Below are 23,045 nucleotides of genomic sequence, written 5' to 3'. Positions count from 1 at the left end.
TCCGCAGCCCGGTCGGGACGGAGGAGAGTCTGTGCCCGACACCGCCCGTGGCCGCGCCCGCTATCGCCGCATCCTGCGCTTTGCCGCCTGGCACTTTGCGGTCCAGTGGTGGTACGAAATCGCGCTGCCGACAATCGGGCTGCGCCGCGTCGCCGACCGCACGCGCGCCCAGCGCATGCGCACGTTCGCGCAGCGCTTCAGGGGCCTCGCGGTGGAGCTGGGCGGGCTCATGATCAAGATGGGCCAGTTCATGTCGTCCCGGCTCGACGTGCTGCCCCCAGAGATCACCAAAGAGCTCGAGGACCTGCAGGACGAGGTCCCTGCGGTGCCCTTTGAAGAGCTGCGCGAGACGGCCACCGCCGAGTTGGGCGCAGACCTGCACGAGGCCTTCGCGTCGATCGACCCCGTGCCTGTCGCCGCGGCCTCGCTGGGCCAGGTTCACCGGGCGCGTCTGCACGACTACCAGGCCGAATCCGTCGGCTACGCCGATGTGGTCGTGAAGATCCAGCGCCCCGGCATTGGTGACATCGTGGAGGTCGATCTCGCGGCGCTACGACGCGTGGCGCGATGGTCGATGAAGATCGGCGCGGTACGCAGGCGCGTCGATATGCCAGCCCTGATCGAGGAGTTTGGCGCGGTCAGCCGGGAGGAGGTCGACTATCTCCACGAGGCGGCCGCCTCCGAGCGCTTCGCGTCCCTGTTCGAGGACGACGAGCGGGTGAAGGTCCCGCGCGTGGTGTGGGAGCGCACCTCCCGGCGAGTGCTGGTCCTGGAGGACGTCTCCGCGATCAAGATCACGGACCACGCGGCCCTGCGCGACGCCGAGATCGCCCCGGCGGCCGTCGCGCGCGTCTACGCCGAGATCATGCTGGATCAGTTGTTTCTTCACGGGTTTTTCCACGCGGACCCGCACCCGGGCAACCTCTTTGTGACCCCCGATGCCACGGTGCAACAGGGCTGGCGCCTCACCATCGTCGACTTCGGGATGATGGGCGAGGTGCCGCAGTCGCTGCGCACGGCCCTGCGCGCGCTGGTCGTCGCGGTTGCCAAGCGCGACAGCGCGGGTCTGGTCGCGGCCATGGGCACGGCCGGAGTGCTTCTTCCGACGGCCAACACGGCCGAGCTGGAGAAGGCGCTGGGGACGCTTTTTGCACGCTTTGGTGGCATGGGGTTTGCCGAACTCAAGGAGGTGGACCCGCGCGAGTTCCGCGAGTTTGCCCAGGAGTTTGGCGTCCTCATCCTGGACCTGCCCTTCCAGATGCCCGAGGACTTCCTGCTCATCATCAGGGCGCTCTCGCTCACCTCGGGAGTCTCGACGGCCCTGGATCCGGCCTACAACGTGTGGGACACCGTCGAGCCGTACGCGCAGCGCCTCCTGCGTGACGAGACACGCTCGTTTGCGGCCGATGCCGGACGTGAGGCCGTCGACATCCTCCGGTTCGCGTGGGGCCTGCCGACCAGACTCGACGGAATCCTCACCCAGGTCGAATCCGGCAACCTGCCGGTCACGGCCCCCAAGCTCGAACTCGTCGTCGGCCGGCTCGAACGCACGGCGTCGCGGCTTGTCAGCGGCATCGTGTTTGCGGCGGTGTTGCTCGCAGGGGCGCTGGTGCGCGCGGAGTCACCGGGCCTGGGAACGACTCTGATGGTGGCTTCGCTCGTGCCACTCGCCGTCACGGTGTTCGGTGGTCGCCGCTCCGGATAGCCTTCGCATGTCTAGGCTCGAGTCATGTTCACGCTGATGTCGATCCATCACCCTCGTCCCGAGCATCGTGACGCGCTGATTGCGTCCATGCATCGCTACGGCGACGCGCTGCGGGGGCGAGAGGGACTCATCTCGGTTCACACGCTCGCGGACGACGACTCCGACAGGCTCGTCGGGCTCGCGATCTTCGTCGACCGCGAGGCGTACGAACGGCTCGCGCCCGCCGCCCGTGCAGCGGTGGCGGAGGACCCGTTCGAGGTGTGGGAGGAACACCCCATCGACGGGCTGCGCCTGACGGAGGTGTAAAACGGCCGATGCCGTGGCTGGGCTACGAGGCCCAGCCACGGCATCGGCCGTCAGCGGTTACTTGTGGCGCGGCTTGCGGAACGGCTTGCCGCCGCCGTCGCCGCGGTCGTTCCAGTCGGAATTGCGGCCGCCGGAGCGGGGCTTGTCGTAGCGGGGCCTATCGAAGCCGCCATCGCGCGGAGGACGGGAGTCATAGCCGCCCTCGCGCTTGCGGCGCGGTGCCGGGCCGCGGTCCACCTGGAGCTCGATGAGTTGGCCGGAAATCCGGGTGCGCTCCAGTGCCTTGAGGGTCTCGGCGGAGAGGTTCGCGGGCAGCTCGACGAGCGAGAAGTCGGGCTTGATGGTGATGCGGCCGAAGGCGGAGCGGTCGAGCCCACCCTCGTTCGCGATCGCGCCGACGATCTGGCGCGGTTCCACATGCTGGCGCTTGCCCACGGAGATGCGGTAGGTGACGCGGTCGCCGCCGCCGCGGGGACCGCGGTCGGGACGGTCGTCGCGGTCGCGACCCTTGCGCTCCTGGAAGCCGGCGTGCGCCGGCCTCTCCTGAGCAGGGTCCAGGAGCAGGGGAGTCTCGCCCTGGGACACGACGGCGAGCGCGGCCGCGACATCGGCCTCCGGCACGTCGTGGTGCTCCACGTAGTGGGCGATGATGTCGCGGAAACGGTCGATGCGCTCGCGCTGCTCGAGCGCCGCGGTAATCGACGCGTCGAAGCGGGTGAGGCGCGTGGCGTTGACGTCCTCGGCGCTCGGCAGCGGCATGGGCGTGATGGGCTGCTTGGTGGCCTTTTCGATCGACGACAGGCGGCCGCGCTCACGCGGGGTAACGAACGCGATCGCGTCACCGGTGCGCCCGGCGCGGCCGGTGCGGCCCACGCGGTGCACGTACGACTCGTTATCGATGGGGAGGTCGTAGTTCACCACGTGGCTGATGCGCTCGACGTCGAGGCCGCGGGCGGCGACGTCGGTGGCGACGACGATGTCGAGCTTGCCGTCCTTCAGCTGCTGGATGGTCTTTTCGCGCTGCGCCTGGACGATGTCGCCGTTGATGGCCGCCGCCGCATAGCCACGCGCGCGCAGGCGCTCGGCGACCGTCTCGGTCTCGTTCTTGGTGCGTGTGAAGACGATCATCGCGTCGAAGTTCTCGACCTCGAGGATGCGGGTGAGGGCGTCCATCTTCTGCTGGTAGGCGACCACGAGGTAGCGCTGCGTGATCGACGCTGAGGTTGCCGTCTTGCGCTTGACCGTGATCTCCTGCGGGTCGCGCAGGTACTTCTGGGACAGGCGACGGATCTGGGCCGGCATGGTCGCGGAGAAGAGCGCGACCTGCTTGTCCTCGGGGGTCGAGGCGAGGATGGTCTCGACGTCCTCGGCGAAGCCCATCTTGAGCATCTCGTCGGCCTCGTCGAGCACCAGGTACTGCAGCTCCGACAGGTCGAGGGTGCCCTTGTCGAGGTGGTCCATGATGCGGCCGGGGGTGCCCACCACGATGTCGACGCCGCGGCGCAGGGCCGAGAGTTGAACGCCGTAACCCTGGCCGCCATAGACGGGCAGGATGTGCACGCCGGTGCGGTGGTTGGCGTATTGCTCGAAGGCCTCACACACCTGGAGTGCGAGCTCACGGGTGGGGGCGAGCACGAGCGCCTGGGGCTTCTTGCGACCGGGGGTGAGGCGGTCGAGGATCGGCAGTGCGAAGGCAGCGGTCTTGCCGGTGCCGGTCTGCGCGAGGCCGATCACGTCGCTGCCGGCGAGCAGCGGGGGAATGGTGGCGGCCTGGATGGCGGAGGGGGTCTCGTACCCCATCGCCTTGACCGCCCTCAGGACGGAGTCACCCAGTCCGAGGTCGGCGAACGTGGGTCCCTGGTCGGGCGCGATGTCGTCGGCCGGTGCTGGATTCTCTGTCGTCATAGGACAAGGGTAGGCGCTCCGGGGCGTGAGGGCGTGGGACCAGGGCAAACGCCGCGCCGATCGGTCCTCGACGGCGCCGCGGTCTTAGTCGTCGTCGGCGTCGTCGAAGACGCTCACGAGGTCCTTGAGGAGCGTGGGCTCGTCGGGAGCCTCGAACTCGCCCACCTCGGTGGCGACGTATTCAAGGTGCCACCACTCGGGCTTAGAACCACCGGGGCGTGCCCAGGTGGGGTGCACCCAACCGAACTCGGCGCCATTGGCGGCGAGCCACTGTGCCGAGGCGTAGTCCATGTCGACGGCCATGCCCCAGCCGTGGTTGGAGGTGCCAGGCACCGCGGCGGTGCCGGGCTTCGCGGCGCGGGTGCGTACCTGCGAGGCATACGAGCGGTAGGAGTCGGTGAGGGACAGGTGCCTGCCGGTCTCCGCGTAATAAGCGTCGTCGGCGGCTTCGAGGGCGGCTGCGGCGTCTCTTTGCAGGGAGTGTCCCGAAGCGAAATCGAGCGAGTCGAGGCTGCCCGCGGTGAGGCGTCCGTTCGATCCTGACACGCCCGAGGGTTGGCCCGACCAGCCGTTTTGGCGGGCGGCGACGGCCGCCCGGTTAGCCGCGGCGTAGTCCTCGCGCGCCTGGGCAACCTCGGCCTCGTAGGCGGCCTCGGCGGCCTCGTTCTTCTCGGCGCGTGCGGCGTTCTCGGTGTCGATCCACTCCTCGTGGGAGGCGCGCACCGCGCCGAGGGCGTCGGCGTGGGCCACGACGGCCGCGTGCAGTGCCTCAAGACGGGTCAACGCAGCCGAGCTGTCGTGGGTCTCGAGGGTGGTCGAGACCATGCTGCGCAGATTGGCTCGCGCGGTGGCGTAGGAGCTGAGCACCTCAGGGTCGACGACCCGGTCGCCCACCTCGGCGATGCGTTCGTCGGCGTCTGCCGCGGCATCCTGGGCGTCGGTCACGGCGGCGTCAAAGTCGCTCAGCGCCTTCGTGAGCAGAGCATCCTCGGCCAGGACCTCGAGCCTGCGCGCCTCGGCCGCGACCGAGGCCGCTGCACTTTCGAGTTCTTCGGATGCCGCGGTCAGCGACGCCGCGGCCGCGCGTGCATCGTCCGGCCCTGCAAAGGTGTCGCTGTTGACAACGAGCTCGGGATCGGCCTGCGCCTCGGTCGCCTCGACGCTTGCCGCGGAGGCATCGCCGATGGCGGTAGGGGTGGGCTCGGCTTCGGTAGCGTCGGCGTCGGTGTCGGTGTCGGCGTCGGCGTCGGCGTCGGCGTCGGCGTCAGTCTCAGTGTCGGACGAGGACGCGGCATCGTCGGGCGACGGGCTCGCATCGTCCGTTGCCGGCACGTCATCTTCCGGGGTGAGGGTGTTGCCCACGGCAGTGGCACCTTCGGTCGAGATCTGCTCCGACTCATCCTCGACAGGGCTCGCCTCGTCAGTCGACTCTCCGGACTCCGCGTCGGCGTCGGCCGTCACCTGGGGGGAGGGAGACATCGTGGTCGCGGTAATCGGTGCGACGACATCGTCGCCGTCAGCTGTGCCGGCGGCAGCGACGGCTGCCGACTCTGCTGTACGCGCCGTCGATGCCGCACGCACGGTCGCGTCCTGCAAGACGTCGACTGCGGTCGCGACGTCTTCTGACTCGGTCACGCTGGCGGCCTGCTGGGAGACGGCTTCGGCCTCGGAGAGCGCGGCATCGAGCTTCTGGCGCCGTTCCTCGTACACCTTGGCGGCGGCCTGTGCCTCGGTGACGGCAACGTGAGTGTCGATCGCGTGCGCGCTGTGGGCTCCGACGATGCCGGAACCGAAACAGACGATCGCGACGGTCGCAATGAATGGACGATGGGGGTGGGGCAGATTGAACATAAAGGAGGGGGGTTGGCGGACATTCATCTGGGCATGCCGAGGCATGCCCAGGTGACGGCGGAGAAACTCTGCGCGGGGGCGAACGGGCGTGCGCCAAGGACGGTCCGGGAAGGGACTGGCCAGCCGACATGCCGCGCCATGCGGGCGGTCGGAATGATAGGCAAACGGGGGATCTGCCACGGTCAAGGAGCGGCGCACCACCGGTCGCTGACGGGTATTCAACGCACGGGGCGGTCGATGTGTTGCAGGCATTCGCGATGGGACGTTGCTTCCGCCTGCCGACTTGGGTGCCTATCCGCGCCGGCTCCAGGTTGGCGCCAGGCTGATTGCGAGGGCGTTTGGGCGGTCCGCGGCCGTTCGCCTTAAGGTATCCGCCATGCCTGTCGCCCTTGCTCGCCTTCGCGTGCCCGCACTCTACGTGGGAGTACTGCTCGTGGTGGTCGGTATTGCGATCGAAATCGCGGCCGCGTTCGCACTTGACGTGCCCCAGTTCGGTGCCGCGCTGGGGGAGATCGGTGCCGTGGTGTGGTGTGTGGCAATGCTCACAGCCGTGATGGCGCCCGGCGCGAGAGTTGAGGCCGCCGTGTGCGGCGCTCCGGTGCGTGGGATGTGGATGGTGCGGCGGTCGCCTGCGACGCGCAGGCCCAGCCACGGAACGCATACGTGGGCACGCACGTATGGCGTCGATTTTGTCTACGGCACCGGCAAGGGCGACGTGGGTGGTCACGTTGCCGGCGGCTTCTCGAGACCCGGCCGCTACCTAGGGTTCGGTCAGCCCGTGTACTCGCCGGTCGACGGCATCGTGGTGCACGTCACCGACGGTGTGCGCGACCATCGTGCCCGCACATCGTTCTGGGGACGCGCCTGGTATCTGATCGAGTGCCCTGTGCGATCGCTCGGTGGACCTCGCGCGGTCTTCGGCAACCACGTCGTCATCAGGCTCACGGACGGCACCCACGTGCTGATCGCGCACTTGCGGCGTGGATCGTTGCGCGTCCAGCAGGGTGATGGCGTCAGCGCCGGTGCGCTGGTCGCAGCGTGCGGCAACTCGGGATCGTCGGCCAAGCCTCACGTGCACGTGCATCGCCAGGATCTGGCCTCACCGTACGTGGCCATGGGGTTGCCGTGGGCGCTCGAGGGCCGCGGCATTCCCCGCGTCGGGGACGATGTCGGCGTGCGCGTCACGCTCTAGTGTCGCAGCGGTGCGGGCGCGCCGGCCGAGCCTCGCAGATGTGCGAGGCTGGCATCGTGACCGAGGACAAGGGCCCACGCGGCCACGGTGCGCACGAGCACTCTGACGTTCCCGTGGTGACGTCGCGCAGCGTGCGGGCGCCGCGTCTTCCCGGGATGCGCGATGCCGGTGATGCCTGGGTCGCAGCCCCGGACGGCACCCGGTACTGGGGTCGCTTTGGTGCGGCGGGGCTGCTGGTGCACGATCCCGATCGGGGGGTGCTCCTGCAGCACAGGGCTACCTGGAGCCACTACGGCGACACCTGGGGGATCCCCGGCGGCGCGCTTCACGCCGGCGAGAGCGCTTTCGATGGCGCGTGTCGCGAGGCCGCCGAGGAGGGGGATGTCCCCCGTGCTGCGGTCGAACCGATCGCCAGCGTGGTGCTGGACCGGCGTGTCTGGCGTTACACCACGGTGGTCGCTCGCGCCATCGCACGGTTCGAGGCGCATGCACTCGACGCCGAGTCTCACGAGCTGCGCTGGGTGCCGGTGAGTGAGGTGGCTGCGCTGCCGCTTCACCCGGGGTTCTGTGCGGCCTGGGCGCTCCACCGCAGGTTGCTCACGACGAACCGGCTGTTGGTGGTCGATGCCGCCAATGTGGTGGGCGCGCGCGCCGACGGCTGGTGGAAGGATCGCGCCGGCGCGACATCCAGGCTGCTCGATGACGTGGACCGCCTGGCGTCCCTGGGACTTGACGCCGGGGCCTGGCGGGATGTGGAGAGCTCCGGGGGCGCTGGTGCCGAACCGGCGTCTGCCGGCGGTGATCTTGACGTGACTCTGATGCCTCGGGTGGCGGTGGTGGTCGAGGGTCAGGCTCGCGATGTTGGTGTCTCGGTGGCCGACACGCCGTCGCCACGGCCCGCGCCCGCGCACGGCCGAGTGCAGGTGGTGCGTGCACAGGCGTCAGGCGATGACGCGCTGGTGGAGGTGGTGAGCTCGGCCACCGGGGGAACGGCGACGCGGGAGGAGCGAGGGGCCGCTGCCGGTGACGCGGCTGCTGTCGATGTGGTGGTGGTGACCTCGGACCGCGAGCTGCAAGGCCGCGTACGCGACGAGGGTGCACGCGCGGTCGGTGCAGGGTGGCTGTTACGGATGATCGACGGTGCGACGGGCCCCACGGCGGAGTACTAAACCCGCGGGTGCGGGTGGGCGCCCACGGGGGAGGAACTACACGGCCCCGGCCACCCCCACGACCCCGGCTGCCCCAGCGGCGCTGCGAGCCCTCGTGTGCGTGCCTAGCTCGGCTCCGCGGACCTCCGTCGCTCGTGCCACTGCCTGAGACGCGCGTCGACACTCGTGCCTCCGATGCCGCCTTGCGCATGGCACACGTACCACCCTTGTCGGCGCCCGGCGCGGAGGCTTGCTCGATGGCATCGCCGCCGTCGACCTCAATGCGGTGCTGGGTGTTCTTGAGGCCGTCGGTAGTGGCAGTCTCGATGCGCTCGGCGATCTCGGTCGTCGCCTGAGTATCGCCAGCGTCAGCGTTGTCAGTCGTCAGGGCCCCGAACGCGGATCTGAGCGCCTTGGCGGAAGGCCGCGGTCGCTGCAACGGATCGATGGAAGCCGGCGGTATGAAGGTCACCGAGTTGAGGCTCGCGGTGATGACCCAGCCCAGCGCGTGGACCTCGTGGTGACACCGCACGCACAGGAGCACTCCGTTGCTCAGGGTCGTCCGCCCGCCCATCGACCAGTGGATGATGTGATGCGCGTCGCACCAGGACGGGGGCGCACCGCACATCGCGCAGCCTCCGTCGCGTTCGACGAGGGCACGCTTCTGCGTGGTCGAGAAGTAACGCTCCTTGCCCATGTCGAGCATCTCGGACTTAGTGCCGAGGATGGCGGGGATCACGCCCGCCCGCGCGGCAAGGCGGCGTGCGGTTCCGGCGTCGATGGTGCCGTCCGCCCCGTCGATGAGGCCGTAGTTTGCCAGCACCTTCTTCAACGGATCGAACGCGATCCTGACCACCAGGCTCACCGAGTGGTGGGGGAGGACGTCGACGTCGCAGCCCTGGACGTGGCGTGCGAAGTCTCCGAGCGCGTCGGCTCGAACCTGAGGCGCCGAGCGCCCGTCCTGCACCACCGCAATTCCTTGCTTCGCGAGCTCCGCGTTCTCACGCTTCAGCTGGAAGTGCTGCTTCACCATCGCGTCGAGCACCGCCATGAGCGCGAATCCACTCTCAGGCTCGAGCCGTGCGTCGATGCGCACCATGCCGTCATGCTCTTCCTTGATGAAGCAATGGCGGCGCTCGCGCTGCGCCTCGGCCCGTTCCTCGGCACCCTTGGGGTCGAGGTCGCACTCCCACCGCAGCGCGGCCTTCACGAGTGAGTCGTAGGTCACGCGGCTCGCGGTTTTCACAAGGGCGGCCTCCGCCATGCGCAGCCGATCGCGGTCGCAGTGGCGCCACACCCGCCGCAGCATGCGGGTAATGGCGTGGGCGCCGGGCGCCGAGAGCGAGCCGTCGTCGAAGGCGGCGGCGACGGTAGGGAAGACAGGTTCGTCGGAGGGTGGAGCGGGCGCCGGGCTCTGGTCGCCGAAGAGGCCCTCGTGGGGCTCCTGGCCAGCAGTGCCGCCGGCGTCCGTCCCTGGGCCGGGCGGGGCAACGGGCGGGGCAACAGGCGGTGCAGTGTCGCCGGGAACCCCTCCGCCCTCGGTAGCCGCTCCGTCGGCGTCGCTGCGCGGTGACGCAGGCGCGCCCGCGGCCTCCGGCGGTGTAGGTCGCAGCGATGCCTCGTGCGCCTCCAGCAGCGCACGGCCGGCCTCGATGAGGCGCCATGCGTCCGCATTGGTTCCCCCGGTCTGGGCAGCCACCAGCGCGCCCGCCGAGGCGAAGCCCTGCGAGCGCGCCAATCCACGCGGCCCGAGCTCGCGCTCACAATGCCGCTCCTCGGTCACCGCGATCATGGCCATCGCCCGCTGAGCCTTGCGGATGTGCTCGCCCATGGCGAAGCCAAACGCCAGAAGGTCGGGCCGCTCGAGATCCTCGACATGCGCCAGGTCCAACGTATTGCAGGAGTTCATCATCCGCGTGACGCGCGCTTTCCACATCGCCGCGCGCTGATCAGCGGCGGTGACGCGAGCCTGGTCGATGGCCATGAATGCATTGCATCAGAGACCTCTGACATCGAACGTCGGGCCTGGAAAACTACGGATTACGGCAGCGAAAGCACCGACCTCAAGAACGCCGCTACATCGTCCATCTCGCCGGGCTCCACACCGTGTGCAAGCCCCGGATACTCGTGTCGCGAAAGGGTCGTGTGCGCCTCGAGCCACGTCGCCGTCCGCGCCACGGCGGCCGGCCAGATCACCTGATCCAGCAGTCCGCGCCCCCAGAAAACCGGGGGACGCAACCCGGCCAAACCAGCATCGGCCCCCGCCCCCTCAACCGTCACGAAGCCCGACAGACATACGGCGGCCGGCACACGCATGGGCCGCGTACGCAGCATCTCGAGCGCCATCAGGCCTCCTTGGGAAAAACCGAGAGGGACTACGGGCACCTCGGGCGCCAAGGACCCGTCGACCCACTCCCAGATCGCCTCCACCGCCTCGCGCGCGCCGGCTTGAGATGGCTCGTCCGGAAGTGACAGCGGGAACCACTCGTAGCCCCCAAATCCCATGTCACCGGGCGCGCGCAGCGACGCCCAGGAGACGCCCGAGGGCAGCCACGAGGTCAGCCCCACCAAGTCACGCTCGTGCGACCCGTAGCCGTGGAGCAAGAGCACCACGGGCGCGTCTTCCACCACCGGTCCTGACACTGCAGTCGTGATCCTCATGGCGTCAGTATGCCGGGCGTGCTTGACTGTTCTGGGCGACGGAAGGCCCGTCGCACACCACCGTTCGGAGGTCATCATGGCAGTACAGAGCAAGGCATCGACCACGTGGAAGGGTGGACTCGCGGACGGCTCCGGCACCACCGCGTTGGCGTCAGGCGTCGCGACCGTCGGCGTGAACTGGAAGGCCCGCGCGGAGGGATCGGCGGACACGACGACCCCCGAGGAGCTACTCGCCGCCGCGCACGCGTCCTGCTATTCGATGGCGCTGTCCCACGCCCTGGGCGAGAACGGCACGCCTCCCACCCAGATTGACGTGACCGCCGAGGTCACGTTCGTCCCCGGCGAGGGAGTGCGGTCCTCGGTCCTGACCGTGACGGCAACCGTCGAGGGCATCGACCAGGTTGCCTTCGGCGAGTTCGCCGAGGACGCCAAGGAGAACTGCCCCATCTCGAAGGCCTTGGGTGGGGTTCACCTCTCGCTCGAGAGCGCGACCCTGCTCGACTAAAGACCTACGGACGGCCGATGCCGTACGCGCCTTGCGTACGGCATCGGCCGTTAACGCGTTAAGCAGTAAGTAGACTCACTAGATAGCCCAGTGGGTGAACTGTCCGCCGACCAGAGTGGCCGCCACGGGCATGGCCATGAGCTCCGCGATGTCGCACGTGAGGGGGTCGGCGTCGAGGATGGCGATATCCGCCGGATCGCCCACTGCGAGGCTGCGGCCGTCGGTCGAGGCGGCGAGCGCCTGGGCACGCGTGAGTGCCTGGGCGGGGTGCCACGGCTCGCGGTCGTCGGCGCTGCGGTGCACGGCCGCGGCGATCGCGCGCCACGGGTTCAGCGGCGAGACCGGGGCGTCCGAACCGAGCGCGACGGTGGCTCCAGCGTCACGCAGGCCCGCGAACGGGAAGCTCCGGTGCGAGCGCCCGGGCCAGATCTTCTCGGACGCGTCGCGGTCGTCCCACAAATGCTCGGGCTGCATGGACGCGACGATGCCGAGCGGGGCGAACCGCGCAAGGTCGTCCTCGCGCACCAGTTGAGCGTGCTCGATCGTGCCCCGCGCACCCGTCGCGGCGAAGGCGTCGAGCGCATAGGTCACGGCGGCGTCGCCGATGGCATGCACTGCCACGGTGAACCCCTCGTCGGTGGCACGGCGCAGCAGGGCCGCGGTCTGCTCGGGGGAGTAGTTGAGCATGCCGTGCTCGCCGTTGGCATAGGGATCGTGGCAGAACGCGGTGCGCGTGTTGAGCGAGCCGTCGGTGATGATCTTGAGCGGACCCACCGTGAGCAGCCCGGCCGTGTCGGGGATCACGTCGCCACCGCGAAGACCCATGTCGAGGCGCTCGTCGAATTCGTCGGGGTAGAACCCCGAGCGCACGCGGAAGGCCCGCAGCCCCTGCGCCATGCGACGCGTCCATCCGTGGAGGTTGCGCGCCATCTCAAGGTCGACCATCCCGACGATGCCGAGTGCGGCGGCCTCGGCAGCCGCCTCGGAGATGGCGACATCCTCGTCACCCGGAGCCTCGTGATCGAGCCGCTTCTGGAGGTCGAACGCGTCGGCCTCGCGCAGCACGCCGGCGTGCGGCAGGCCGTAGGCGAAGCGCGCGGCGGTGTTGACCCAACAGGCGTGCAGGTCGCCCGACAGCAGTACGACGGGCCGGTGTGGGGAGACCTCGTCGAGCAGTGCGGCCGTGGGCTCGTCGTCCCAGAGCGCGTCGCGGTAGCCGTTGCCGATGAGGGCCTCGGGGACGTCGAGCTCCGCGAGCAATCGGGCGCCCACGATCTGGGCCGCGAAGGCCGCGCTCGTCGCGCTCGACAGGTCTAGACGGCGTCGCACGATGGCCCATTGCGTGAAGTGGACATGCTGATCCCACAGTCCAGGCATCACCCAGCGGCCCTCGAGCGAGATGCGCTGGGTGTCCTCGCCTGCCGTCGCGGGATCGGCGAGCACGCCATCGCGTAGCAGCAGTCGCGTGGTGGTGGGAGAGCCCGGCAAGCGGGCGTCGGTCAGTAGCACGTCGGTCACTCGGTCCACCTCTTTGAACGGTCGAATCGCCAGCATAGGGCCGCTGCGAGGGGCCGATGCCGCAGTCGCCTGTGTGGGCCGTGTCGCCTCCGCGGGCGGGTGCGGTTTCGCTAGCATCGCGCCATGCCGCTTCCCTCGCCGGTCGTTCCCATCGCAGCCGCCGGATCGGCGGTCAAGGAGGCCGCTATCGGAGCACGCATGGTCGCGCGCGGATTCGCGACCTGGCGCACCGCGCCGCGCACCATGGCGTGGGGATTGCTGCCGGCGGCCATCTCCGCCTTCGTACTGCTGGTGCTTGTGGTCGCGGCGATCGCGGCGGCCTTTCCTCTTGGTGAGTGGACGGCGGGGCTGGCATTCGAGGATGGCTCCGCGCCCCATACGGTCGCGCGGGTGGTGATTGCCATCGCCGTCATTGGCGCCGCGACGCTCGTGTCGATCTACACGTTCACGGCCCTCGCGCTGCTCGTAGGTCAGCCATTCTTCGAGCGCATCTCGCGCGAGCTCGACGCCCACGACCCGAGCCTCGACGCCGAGGACCCCGAGCCCGCGTGGCGCGCGGCCGTCCGGGGCATCGCCGAGTGGGCGCGGCTCTTGCTGCTGACGGTTCCGCTCGGTCTGGTGTCGCTGCTGGTGGGCCTGGTGCCGGTGGTGGGGACGGCATCGGCGTTTGTCTTGTCGGCCGGGCTCGGCGGCTGGCTGCTCTGTCTCGAACTCACCGCCTATCCGCTGAGTCGTCGCGGCGTGGTTTCGCTGTCTGAGCGTCGGGCCGCGCTCCGCGGTCACCGGGCGAGGGCTATCGGATTCGGGGCCGCGGTGTTTGTGCTGTTCCTGATCCCGGGCGGGGTGGTGGCGGTCATGCCCGCAGCCGCCGCGGGAGGGACGGCGCTCGTCAGGTCGCTTCCCGCAGATCGCGCGCGCCGCGCCTGAGTGCCTCGAGCACGGCGACGACGGCGGGGTCGGTGCGCGACGAGCGCCTGAGTGCCGCAAAAACGGTGCGATAGGCGGGCGTGGGCAATGCCGCGAGCGCAATCCCTTGCTGAGCGGTCCCCGTCATCAGCCCCGGCATCAGTGCGACCGCGTGTCCGGCGGCGATGAACGCGAGGTGGGCCTGGAGATCGGCGGTTTGGAAGCGCACGTCCGGCTCGAAGCCCTCCACGCGGCAGGCCTGCTCGGCGAAGTGGCGTGAGGCCGCGCCGTGAGGCTCCATGACCCAGGCGAGCGCCGCGGCATCGGCGAGCGACGTGACGGGCGCCGTGGCTGCGGAGGCGAGCCGGATCTCGTCGCGCACCAGCGTCTCGCGGACCAGTTCGGCGTGGTGCGGAGCGCTGTGGTGGGGGTACTCCTCGGCGACCACCAGGTCGAACTCGCGAGCCCACGTGTCCTCGAGCGCCTGGGCGGGCTCCGCCTGCGTGATCTCGACGCGGACCTCGGGGGTCGTCACCGCCAGCAGCGACAGTGTCCTCGGCACGAGCGCGAGCGCGGCGGACTGGAAGATGGCGAGCCTCACGGTCCCATGGGGCGCGTCTTGCGTCGCGGCGACGTCGGCGCGGGCGCGCTCCAGGGCCGCGAGGACCTCCTCGGCGGCGCGTGCCAGCGCCGTGCCCGCCGAGGTCAGGACCAGCCGGCGGCCTACGCGACGAGTGAGGGCCGTGCCTGCCTCGCGGGTGAGGGCCGCCAACTGCTGCGACACGGCGGAGGAGGTGTAGCCGAGCGCATCGGCTGTCTCCTGCAGTGTGCCGCGCATCGCGAACTCGCGGAGCGTGCGAAGTTGGGTGGCGTCGAACATGGCAATAGTTAAGCATTACTGTCATAAAACCCGCAGTAGTCCGTGCTAGTGCTACGGCAATCTCACGCCCCACACTGACGCCATGACCCCGGATACCTCTGTGACGCACGCCCCGACGACGGAGGCCGATGCCGCCGTCGCCCAGGTGCGCAACTGGCTCTCCCGCACGGCCACCGCCCGCCCCGGCGTCGCCGCGCGCCTCATGGAGGACATGCTGCGCCGCGACGGCGGTCTCGCGTTCCTCACGGCCCTGTTGGACGGCCTGATGCGTCCCGAGGACCCGGAGGTCGCCGCCGCCGGCCTGCGCGCGGCCACGGCAATCGCGCCACGCCAGATGCCCGCGGGTCTGCGGCCCGCGCTCCTCACGGGGGCCGCCGCGAGCCGTGTGGCCCCGCGACCCACGGTCGCCGCCGCGCGTGCTGTGGTCCGAGCGATGGTGGGCCACCTGGTGGTCGACGCGCGGCCCGACAAGCTCGGCGCCGCGGTGGCTCGCATCCGGCGCGACGGAGCCGAGGTCAACCTCAACCTCCTGGGCGAGGCCGTCCTCGGTCGCGAGGAAGCCCGTCGGCGCGTGGAGCGCACCACGGCGCTGATTGAGCACCCCGACGTCGACTACGTCTCCATCAAGGTTTCGGCTGCCGTCGCGCCGCACCCGGCCTGGGCGTTCGACGAGGCCGTCGCGGCGGTGACACAGGAACTCTTGCCGATGTACCGCACCGCCCTCGCGCACGGAGGCACCTTCATCAACCTCGACATGGAGGAGTACCGCGACCTCGACCTCACGCTCGCGGTGTTCCGTGACCTGGTCGCGCGGCCGGAGCTGATGGGCCTGCCGATGGGCATCGTGCTTCAGGCCTACCTCCCTGACTCCCTCGCCGCCCTCACCGAGATCCAGGAGCTCGCGCGCACGCGCGTGATGAATGGCGGAGCGCACCTCAAGGTGCGCATCGTGAAGGGCGCCAACCTCTCGATGGAACGCATTGAGGCGGAGCAGCATGGCTGGCGTCTGGCGACATGGGACTCCAAGGTCCTGTCGGATGCCCAGTACAAGCGCCTGCTCGACCGCGCTCTCGATGTCGAGAGCCTCGAGAGCCTCCACGTGGGCGTCGCAGGGCACAACCTGTTCGACATTGCGCTCACTCACCTTCGCTGTGCGGAGCGGGGGATCACCGACGGAGTCGATCTCGAGATGCTGCTGGGCATGGCGCCAGGACTCGCCGGCACCGTAGCGGCCGACATGGGAGGCGTGCGGCTCTACACGCCCGCCGTTGCCCCTGGCGACTTCGACGTCGCGCTGGCCTACCTCGCGCGACGGCTCGAGGAGGTCGCGAGCCCGGGCAACTTCCTGGCTGATGCCGGCGACATCTCCCGTAGCGACGCCGCCTTCGCGGCGCAGGAGAAGGCGTTCCGTCGCGCCTTGATGGCGTCGCGAGGCATGCCCGCCCGCGAGCGCGGTCGCGGCGAGGAGCGTCGCCGGCCCGCCCACGACGGCTTCATCAACGCCTCGGACTCCGACCCCGCCGTGCCCCACGTGCGCGACGGGGGACGTGCCGCCCTCGCTCGCGCAGCCGCCGACACCCCGCCCGCCGGTGCGGGCACCCTCGCCGCGGCTCGCGTGGAAGACACCGCACACCTGGACGCCCAGATTGCCCGCGCCCATGCGGCGGGTGGGCGCTGGGGCGTCACGAGCGCCGCGGAGCGCGCGCGGCTCCTGCGCGCCGTCGCCGACACCTTCGAGGCCCACCGCTCCGTCCTTCACGAGGTCATGGCGAGCGAATGCGGCAAGACCCTTGAGCAGTCGGACCCCGAGGTCTCCGAGGCGATCGACTTCGCCCGCTACTACGCGCTGAGCGCCGAACGCCTGGGTGCGATCGAGGGCGCGCGCCCGCAGCCGCGCACCCTCACGCTCGTCACACCGCCGTGGAACTTCCCCGTCGCCATCCCCCTGGGCTCGACCCTCGCCGCCCTCGCGGCAGGCAGCGCCGTCATCCTCAAGCCCGCCGAGGAGGCCGCGCGCTGCGGCGCCGTCATCCGGGAACTCCTGACGGACGCGGGCGTGCCCGAGGACCTCGTCACGCTCCTCGACATCGACCCCGAGCAGCTGGGAGACGCCCTCATCGGCGACGAGCGTATCGATCAGGTGATCCTGACCGGCGCCTACGAGACGGCTCAGCGCTTCCTCACCACCCGCCCCGGACTCGACCTGCGCGCCGAGACCAGCGGCAAGAACGCGATGGTCATCACGCCGTCAGCGGACGTCGACCTCGCCGTACGTGACCTCGTCACCTCGGCCTTCGGTCACGCCGGGCAGAAGTGTTCGGCCGCGTCGCTCGCCATCCTCGTGGGTTCGGCGGCCGACTCCGAACGCCTACGCGGCCAACTCATCGACGCGGTCACCTCACTGACGGTGGGCCGCGGCTGGGACCCGACCACGCAGATGGGCCCGGTCATCCTGCCGCCCACCGGCAAGTTGCGCCGCGCGCTCACCACCCTCGAGCCCGGTGAGACCTGGTGGGTCGAGCCGCGCGAAATCGAGGCCGACCTATGGACGCCGGGCGTGCGTGCGTGGGTGCAGCCTGGTAGCTGGTTCCACCTCACGGAGTGCTTCGGCCCGGTCCTTGGCGTCATGCGTGTCGATACCCTTGAGGAGGCCATCGCGTTGCAGAACGCCGTCGACTACGGCCTCACCGCGGGCCTGCATAGTCTGGACGAGGACGAGATCCGCCTGTGGCTCTCACGCGTCGAGGCCGGCAACGTGTACGTCAACCGCGGCACCACCGGCGCGATCGTGCAGCGCCAGCCCTTCGGCGGCTGGAAGCGCTCGGTCGTGGGCGCCACCGTCAAGGCCGGGGGCCCGCACTACGTCGCGTCCCTCACGGGCTGGGTCGGGACGGCCGATGCCGTGGCCGACTCTCCCTCAGCCTCGCCTTCCGCTCGGGTGACCACGCTGGTGTCGGGGTCTTCCTCGTGGGTGGGCGACGCCGCCGCGCGCGACGCCGAGGCCTGGGCACGCGAGCTGGGCGTGGGGCACGACCCGAGCGCGCTGGCCTCCGAACACAACGTGCTGCGCCACGCGCCCGTCGACACTCCCATCGCGTGGGACGGCCGTGACACGGACGATCTTCTCCGCGTGGTGGCCGCGGCGCTCAGGGCGACGGGCGCCGCGACGGTAAGTACGGCATCGGCCCCCTCCCCGGCGGTTGCCGATCGCCTTGCCGCCGCGGGAGTGGCGACGGTGGTCGAGGATGCCCATGCGACCCTGGAGCGGGGCCGTTCCCACGGGCGGTTGCGCGTGGTCGGTGACGCCGACCCCGCGTGGCGTGGACATGCGGACGTCGCTCTGTACGCCGACGCGCCGACAGGGGCGTGGCTCGAGATGCTGCCGTTCCTCAGGGAGCAGGCGGTCTCCGTGCTGGCACACCGGTATGGCACTCCTTCCGAGACGAGCGAGCGCGTCGCGCGTGACCTCGCCGCGGGCGGGATCGGCGCCGCGCGCGGATAGCCGCCCCGTTGCCACCGGCACCCGCTAATGTGACGCCGTGCGCATGCTTTCGTGGGGTACTCGCCGCTTTGACGTCGTCGGCTCGGCCTTCGGCGTGTTCTTCGTCGTGTTGTCGCTGACCCCGTCGCTGCTGCCGCGGCCCGCCTGGGGCCAGGGACTCGTCACCGGCCTGTCGTTCGCGGTCGGCTACGGCGTGGGCGTACTGCTGTGGCGCGTGGTGCGGCTGCTGTCCGGCGGGCGGGTTCGCTGGGATGCCTCGGCCCCCGGCTGGATTGTCGCGGCAGCCACGGCGCTGGCCTTCCTCGCGGTGACGCCGCTAGGAGTGCGCTGGCAAAACGACGTGCGCGAGGCCGTGGGTCTGCCCGACATCGATGGCCTCAGCTGGCTCGCGCTGCTCGTCGGGGCGCTCCTCGGCGTCTGGCTCGGCATGGCGATCGGCCGCGGCGTGCGCCGTCTGCACAACCGCCTGCGCCCGTGGGTCGCGCGCGGTGTCACGCGGGTGTCGCGGCGCGATGGGGGAGCCCGGACCGCCGTCCTGAGCCTCAGCGCGGGGCTCGCGACCACCCTCGGCGTGGTGGTCATCGTGGCGGTCGGGACGACGGTGCTGTCCCTGCTGCTCACGGGCCTGTACAACCAGCGCAACAACAACTACGACCCCGCCTTCGCGCAGCCCACCAGCGCGCTTCGCTCGGGCAGCCCCGAGAGCCTCGTGAAGTGGGAGGACGTGGGCCAGGCGGGCGTGAAGATCGTGGGCGACGGCCCCACCGCCGCCCAGATTGCGGCGGTGACCGACCTCGAGGCCACCGAACCCATTCGCGTCTACGTCGGTATCAACTCACCCGGAACCGTCGAGGAGCGCGCGCAACTCGCGGTCGCGGAGCTCGAACGCACCGGTGCGGCCGAGCGCTCGCAGCTGCTCGTCGCAGGAACCACCGGCACCGGCTGGCTCGACCCGGCCGCCATCGACGGCTTCGAGTACCTGCATGCCGGGGACACGGCACTCGTGACCATGCAATACGGCTCGACGCCCAGTCCCGTCTCCGCGCTGCTGACGCCCGAGCTCGCAACCGAGGGCACCTCGGCGCTGTTCGACGCCGTCTACGCGTGGTGGTCGGACCTTCCCGAGGACGCGCGCCCCGAACTGACCGTGTATGGCCTGTCGCTCGGCTCGTACGGCATGAACGCCGCCTTCGACACCGAGGAGGATCTCCTCACGCAGACCGACGGTGCGGTCCTCGCCGGCACGCCCAGCTTCACGGCGCTGTGGAAGGACCTCAACGCACAGCGCGACGATGGCTCGCCGATCTTTCGCCCGGTGCTGGATGGGGGCGAGAACGTCCGCTGGGCCGAGCAGCGCGGCGACCTCGAGGCGCTCGACGGCGAGTGGGGCGAGCCTCACATCGCGTATCTGCAGCACGGCGACGACCCCATCGTGTGGATCGGCCCGTCCGTCATCTGGTCACACCCCGAGTGGCTGCGCGACGGTCAGCGCTCGCCCATGGTCAGCGACGACATGTTCTGGATCCCCGGCGTCACGGCCTTCCAGGGCGTCATCGACCTCATCCTGTCCCAAGGAGTGCCCGAGGACGCCGGACACAAGTACGGCAACATCGCCGTCTACGCGTTCGAGTCCGTGACGGGCGACGCGGGGATTTCCGACGAGGCACGCACGCGCATCGAGGAGATCATCGCCACCTACGACCCGTACTACATCCTCACGTACTAAGCCCGGCCGGAGGTGAGGTGGGCTGCCTACGGCCGGTGCGTATGGCATCGGCCGTATGGAGGGAACACCCTGGCGGCGGTGTGTGTTGACGCTCGACGCAACCGTCCGACGGAGGTGAGCCACATGCCACAGCAGGCGTGGAGCAAGAAGCGCGAACGTCAGTACGAGCACATTCGCGACAGCAAACTGGACTCGGGGGCGAGCCGCGACGAGGCGGAAGAAATCGCGGCACGCACCGTCAACAAGGAACGCGCCCGTGCGGGCGAGTCCGAGCAGGCCTCGCGGACGTCCACCGACGACGTCTCGAGCGGCCACCGCGGCGGGAAGCGCTCGGGGCACGGACCGGGCGGCCGCACCAAGGCCCAACTGTATGCAGAGGCCAAGCGGAAGAACGTCAAGGGCCGCTCGAGCATGAACAAGAGACAATTGCTCGAGGCGGTGGGGCGCTGACGCGCGCGTCGCGACGCTCCGGCATAGGCTGGAAGTACCCGGATGTGACCCGAGAGGAGAGCACCATGACCGACAAGTCGACCACCGACACCCGCCACTACAAGTTCGAGCAGATCAAGGCGAAGGAGCTCGCGCGAGGCGCGTCCGAGGACGAGGCCGCACGCATCGCCGCCGAGACCGTGGACAAGGTTCTCGCCCAGGAGGCAGGGGACAAGTAGTCCGGTAGCATCGCTCGGGTGAGCACGTCACCCGAGGAGCGGCCCGTCGAGGTATCGCACGCGGTGTGGACGGTCCCGAACGTCATCTCGTTCGCGCGGATCGTGCTCATCGCCGTCTTCGGCGGGCTCTTCATGGCCGAGCGGGACGTCGCAGCGATCATCGTGCTCGCGTGCGCGGGGCTGTCGGATTTCTTCGACGGCTTCCTTGCGCGCCGCTGGCACCAGGTGACGGCGCTGGGGCGTCTGCTCGACCCCGCCGCCGACAGGCTTCTCACGCTTGTCGTGGTGATCGGCATGGCGGTGCGCGACATCATCCCGTGGTGGCTCGTCGTGATCCTGCTGGCGCGCGACGCCATGGTGGCCGCGGCGCTGGTCTATGGCCGTTCGCGCCGGGTGCAGAGCCCTCACGTCACCTTGGTGGGCAAGGCCGCGACCTTCTGCCTTTACATCACCCTTCCGCTGGCCTACGTGGGCTACGCGGTCGCGACGTGGCTCAATACCGTCGCGATTGTCTTGTCGGTGGGTGCCGCGACCCTGTACTGGATCTCCGGCGTGGGCTACGTGCAGGACATCAAGCATCGTGCCACGGCGGCGCGGCGGGCCTCCCAGATGGCCGCCGACGGGCCTAGGATGGAGGCTCAGATCCGAGACAGTGAGGAGGCGTCATGACGTACGACGAGAGTCCTGTCGAGCGGACCATGTCCCTCGATGCCCAGATCCCCAGCGACGACGCTCCGGCGCGGCTGTCCACCCAGGACGACGCCGCTATCGACGCGCTCGACGGCTCGTGCGCGCTGCTGATCGTGCACCACGGCCCCAACCAGGGCGCACGCTTCCTGTTGGACGTCGACGTCACGACCGCGGGACGGTCGGTGTCCGCCGACATCTTCCTCGACGATGTGACCGTCAGCCGCGAGCACGTCCAGTTTGTCCGCACCGGCTCGACCTTCACGGTCAAGGATGCGGGGTCGCTCAACGGCACCTACGTCAACCGCGAACTGGTCTCCGAGAGGGTGCTCCAGGCCGGCGACGAGGTGCAGATCGGCAAGTACCGGATGACGTTCCACCCCGGAACGGCCGCCTGACCGTATGGCCGCGCTCCGCGCCGCCGCCCCCGCGCCTGAGGGTGCGCCCGCGGCACCGCTCGAGGGGACATGGCCGCACGCCTTGTCCCACGAGCCGCTGCTGCGCGTCTCCGACGTCCTGGGCCTGGTCCAGTCCGAGTTTCCCGCGCTGACGCCGTCGAAGCTGCGCTTTTTGGACTCCAACGGGCTGGTGACGCCCCACCGCACCCCGTCGGGCTACCGGCAGTATTCGCCGGCGGACGTGGAGCGGGTGCGCTTTGTGCTGCGTCAGCAGCGCGACCACTACCGGCCGCTGTCGGTCATCGCGTCCCACCTGGAGGCGCTCGACGAGGGCCGCATGCACGAGGCGATCGCGCCGCACGCCGTCGCCGACCAGGACGTGTACGTTGATCACGGCGACCTGGCGCGCGCCGCGTCCGTCGAGCCGTCCGTGGTGTCGTTGCTGGAGGCCGAGGGCGTGATCGCCCAGGCAGTTCCCGGACGTTTTGACCGCGCCGTAGTGCCTCTGGTCGTCGCGTGCGGCGCGTATCTCGCCGCCGGGGGAGCGACGCGCGAGTTGGGTCTGCTGGGACGCGCCGTGTCGCGTGAGGCCGACGCCGCAGTCACCGCGGGCCGTGCCGACCGTCACCGGGGCGACGACAAGGCCGCGGACGAGGCAGTCGGGGCCCGCCTTGACGCCGCCGTAGCGCTGTTTTCCGCATGGCTTCACGCCGAGGTTGATAGGTAAAGACATCGTGATCTCGGGCGTCCCGCGTGGTGCGTTGACCGGGGCAAGCTTCAACCGTAGGTTGAAGGTCGAGAGGGAAGAGGAGGGCTCATGGCCGACAGCAGCTCGCGCGACGTCCGCGTCGTGAGCGATCAGGGGATTCTTTTCGACGACGGCCTGGCCGATCTCGACAAGGACGCCGGATACCGCGGTCCCACCGCGTGCAAGGCCGCGGGCATCACCTACCGCCAGCTCGACTACTGGGCCCGCACGGGGCTGGTCGAGCCCACCGTGCGGTCCGCGGGTGGCTCCGGTACGCAGCGCCTGTACGGCTTCCGCGACATCCTGGTGCTGCGCGTGGTCAAGCGCCTGCTTGACTCGGGCGTGTCCCTCCAGCAGATCCGCACCGCCGTGTCACACCTGCGCGAGCGCGGGGTCGAGGACCTCTCCCACATCACGCTCATGTCCGACGGTGCGTCGGTTTACGAGTGCACCTCGGACGACGAGGTCATCGACCTGGTCCAGGGTGGCCAGGGAGTCTTCGGCATCGCGTTAGGCAAGGTCTGGCGCGAGCTCGAGGGCTCGCTGTCCGAGCTTCCCGCCGATCGCGGCGAGGCAGAGCCCGTCTCCGACGGCACCGACGAGTTGGCGCAGCGCCGCGCGAAGCGCACGGCGTCCTGACACGCCGCTCCGGCACGTCGCATCCGGCGCCGCCCCGCCCGGAGGCTTCCTGGCAGACACTTTAAACCGGATCTGACCGCGACACGCCGTGTCCGGACGG

At 70.0% G+C, this 23,045-nt stretch carries 19 protein-coding genes and 1 pseudogene; 14 read left to right on the top strand and 6 right to left on the bottom strand.

Features of this window, described 5'->3' with window-relative positions; translation table 11 throughout:
- The first annotated feature begins 31 nt into the window (after positions 1-31).
- Positions 32-1,705 carry an AarF/ABC1/UbiB kinase family protein gene (locus B7K20_RS07845; RefSeq protein ID WP_084101977.1) on the top strand — a complete coding sequence of 558 codons (1,674 nt, stop codon included), beginning with the start codon at positions 32-34 and terminating at the stop codon, positions 1,703-1,705.
- 24 nt (positions 1,706-1,729) lie between these two features.
- The gene (locus tag B7K20_RS07840) at positions 1,730-2,011 is read left to right on the top strand and encodes a hypothetical protein (protein ID WP_084101976.1); all 282 of its coding nucleotides are present in this window, start codon (positions 1,730-1,732) and stop codon (positions 2,009-2,011) included.
- 57 nt (positions 2,012-2,068) lie between these two features.
- On the opposite strand, the gene B7K20_RS07835 is transcribed toward B7K20_RS07840, so the two are convergent.
- Positions 2,069-3,916, bottom strand: a complete 1,848-nt coding sequence (locus B7K20_RS07835) for a DEAD/DEAH box helicase (RefSeq protein ID WP_084101975.1) — start codon at positions 3,914-3,916, stop codon at positions 2,069-2,071.
- 84 nt (positions 3,917-4,000) lie between these two features.
- On the bottom strand, positions 4,001-5,767 hold the full coding sequence (locus tag B7K20_RS07830) for a M15 family metallopeptidase (RefSeq protein WP_084101974.1): 1,767 nt from the start codon (positions 5,765-5,767) through the stop codon (positions 4,001-4,003).
- A 376-nt stretch (positions 5,768-6,143) separates the two neighbouring features.
- On the opposite strand from B7K20_RS07830, the gene B7K20_RS07825 reads away from it, so the two are divergent.
- Both B7K20_RS07825 and B7K20_RS07820 read left to right on the top strand, forming a co-directional pair.
- Complete coding sequence (locus B7K20_RS07825) at positions 6,144-6,959, top strand: M23 family metallopeptidase (RefSeq protein WP_084101973.1); 816 nt, start codon at positions 6,144-6,146, stop codon at positions 6,957-6,959.
- A gap of 56 nt (positions 6,960-7,015) precedes the next feature.
- A complete protein-coding gene (locus B7K20_RS07820) occupies positions 7,016-8,128 on the top strand; it encodes an NUDIX domain-containing protein (protein WP_371327874.1) in 1,113 nt (370 codons plus the stop codon).
- Positions 8,129-8,672: 544 nt separating this feature from the next.
- Here the strand turns inward: B7K20_RS07820 and B7K20_RS13445 are convergent.
- Positions 8,673-9,899: pseudogene (locus tag B7K20_RS13445) on the bottom strand (DUF222 domain-containing protein); the annotation flags it as partial.
- A gap of 248 nt (positions 9,900-10,147) precedes the next feature.
- Positions 10,148-10,768: an alpha/beta hydrolase gene (locus tag B7K20_RS07805; RefSeq protein ID WP_159449364.1), complete on the bottom strand. Its 621-nt coding sequence runs from the start codon at positions 10,766-10,768 to the stop codon at positions 10,148-10,150.
- 76 nt (positions 10,769-10,844) lie between these two features.
- Between B7K20_RS07805 and B7K20_RS07800 the strand changes: the two genes are divergently transcribed.
- The gene (locus B7K20_RS07800; RefSeq protein WP_084101970.1) at positions 10,845-11,273 is read left to right on the top strand and encodes an OsmC family peroxiredoxin; all 429 of its coding nucleotides are present in this window, start codon (positions 10,845-10,847) and stop codon (positions 11,271-11,273) included.
- Positions 11,274-11,351: 78 nt separating this feature from the next.
- Here the strand turns inward: B7K20_RS07800 and B7K20_RS07795 are convergent, their stop codons facing one another.
- The gene (locus tag B7K20_RS07795; RefSeq protein ID WP_200809050.1) at positions 11,352-12,791 is read right to left on the bottom strand and encodes an amidohydrolase; all 1,440 of its coding nucleotides are present in this window, start codon (positions 12,789-12,791) and stop codon (positions 11,352-11,354) included.
- A 123-nt stretch (positions 12,792-12,914) separates the two neighbouring features.
- On the opposite strand from B7K20_RS07795, the gene B7K20_RS07790 reads away from it, so the two are divergent.
- Positions 12,915-13,718: an EI24 domain-containing protein gene (locus B7K20_RS07790; protein ID WP_084101968.1), complete on the top strand. Its 804-nt coding sequence runs from the start codon at positions 12,915-12,917 to the stop codon at positions 13,716-13,718.
- Here B7K20_RS07790 and B7K20_RS07785 read toward each other — a convergent pair.
- A complete protein-coding gene (locus B7K20_RS07785) occupies positions 13,681-14,577 on the bottom strand; it encodes a LysR family transcriptional regulator (protein ID WP_084101967.1) in 897 nt (298 codons plus the stop codon). The genes B7K20_RS07790 and B7K20_RS07785 overlap by 38 nt on opposite strands.
- A gap of 82 nt (positions 14,578-14,659) precedes the next feature.
- Between B7K20_RS07785 and B7K20_RS07780 the strand changes: the two genes are divergently transcribed.
- The 8 genes from B7K20_RS07780 to B7K20_RS07750 all read left to right on the top strand — a co-directional run bounded on the left by B7K20_RS07780 (position 14,660) and on the right by B7K20_RS07750 (position 22,945).
- Positions 14,660-18,079 (top strand): bifunctional proline dehydrogenase/L-glutamate gamma-semialdehyde dehydrogenase, encoded by a 3,420-nt coding sequence (locus B7K20_RS07780; RefSeq protein ID WP_084101966.1) that lies wholly within the window; start codon positions 14,660-14,662, stop codon positions 18,077-18,079.
- 43 nt (positions 18,080-18,122) lie between these two features.
- Positions 18,123-19,805 (top strand): alpha/beta-hydrolase family protein, encoded by a 1,683-nt coding sequence (locus B7K20_RS07775; protein WP_084101965.1) that lies wholly within the window; start codon positions 18,123-18,125, stop codon positions 19,803-19,805.
- Between the two features lie 123 nt (positions 19,806-19,928).
- Complete coding sequence (locus tag B7K20_RS07770; protein WP_084101964.1) at positions 19,929-20,255, top strand: plasmid stabilization protein; 327 nt, start codon at positions 19,929-19,931, stop codon at positions 20,253-20,255.
- Positions 20,256-20,320: 65 nt separating this feature from the next.
- Complete coding sequence (locus B7K20_RS13060; protein WP_159449363.1) at positions 20,321-20,473, top strand: hypothetical protein; 153 nt, start codon at positions 20,321-20,323, stop codon at positions 20,471-20,473.
- 18 nt (positions 20,474-20,491) lie between these two features.
- On the top strand, positions 20,492-21,142 hold the full coding sequence (locus B7K20_RS07765; RefSeq protein WP_159449362.1) for a CDP-alcohol phosphatidyltransferase family protein: 651 nt from the start codon (positions 20,492-20,494) through the stop codon (positions 21,140-21,142).
- On the top strand, positions 21,139-21,558 hold the full coding sequence (locus B7K20_RS07760) for an FHA domain-containing protein (RefSeq protein ID WP_084101962.1): 420 nt from the start codon (positions 21,139-21,141) through the stop codon (positions 21,556-21,558). The genes B7K20_RS07765 and B7K20_RS07760 overlap by 4 nt, the downstream gene beginning before the upstream one ends.
- Before the next feature lie 4 nt (positions 21,559-21,562).
- The gene (locus B7K20_RS13275; RefSeq protein WP_234985762.1) at positions 21,563-22,285 is read left to right on the top strand and encodes a MerR family transcriptional regulator; all 723 of its coding nucleotides are present in this window, start codon (positions 21,563-21,565) and stop codon (positions 22,283-22,285) included.
- A gap of 90 nt (positions 22,286-22,375) precedes the next feature.
- The gene (locus tag B7K20_RS07750) at positions 22,376-22,945 is read left to right on the top strand and encodes a MerR family transcriptional regulator (RefSeq protein ID WP_084101961.1); all 570 of its coding nucleotides are present in this window, start codon (positions 22,376-22,378) and stop codon (positions 22,943-22,945) included.
- The last annotated feature ends 100 nt before the right edge of the window (positions 22,946-23,045 follow it).

The sequence above is a fragment of the Demequina sp. NBRC 110051 genome, from assembly GCF_002090055.1.
Lineage (GTDB): Bacteria > Actinomycetota > Actinomycetes > Actinomycetales > Demequinaceae > Demequina.
Note: the sequence above shows the minus strand (reverse complement) of the source record. Positions and strands in the feature narration are given on the sequence as shown.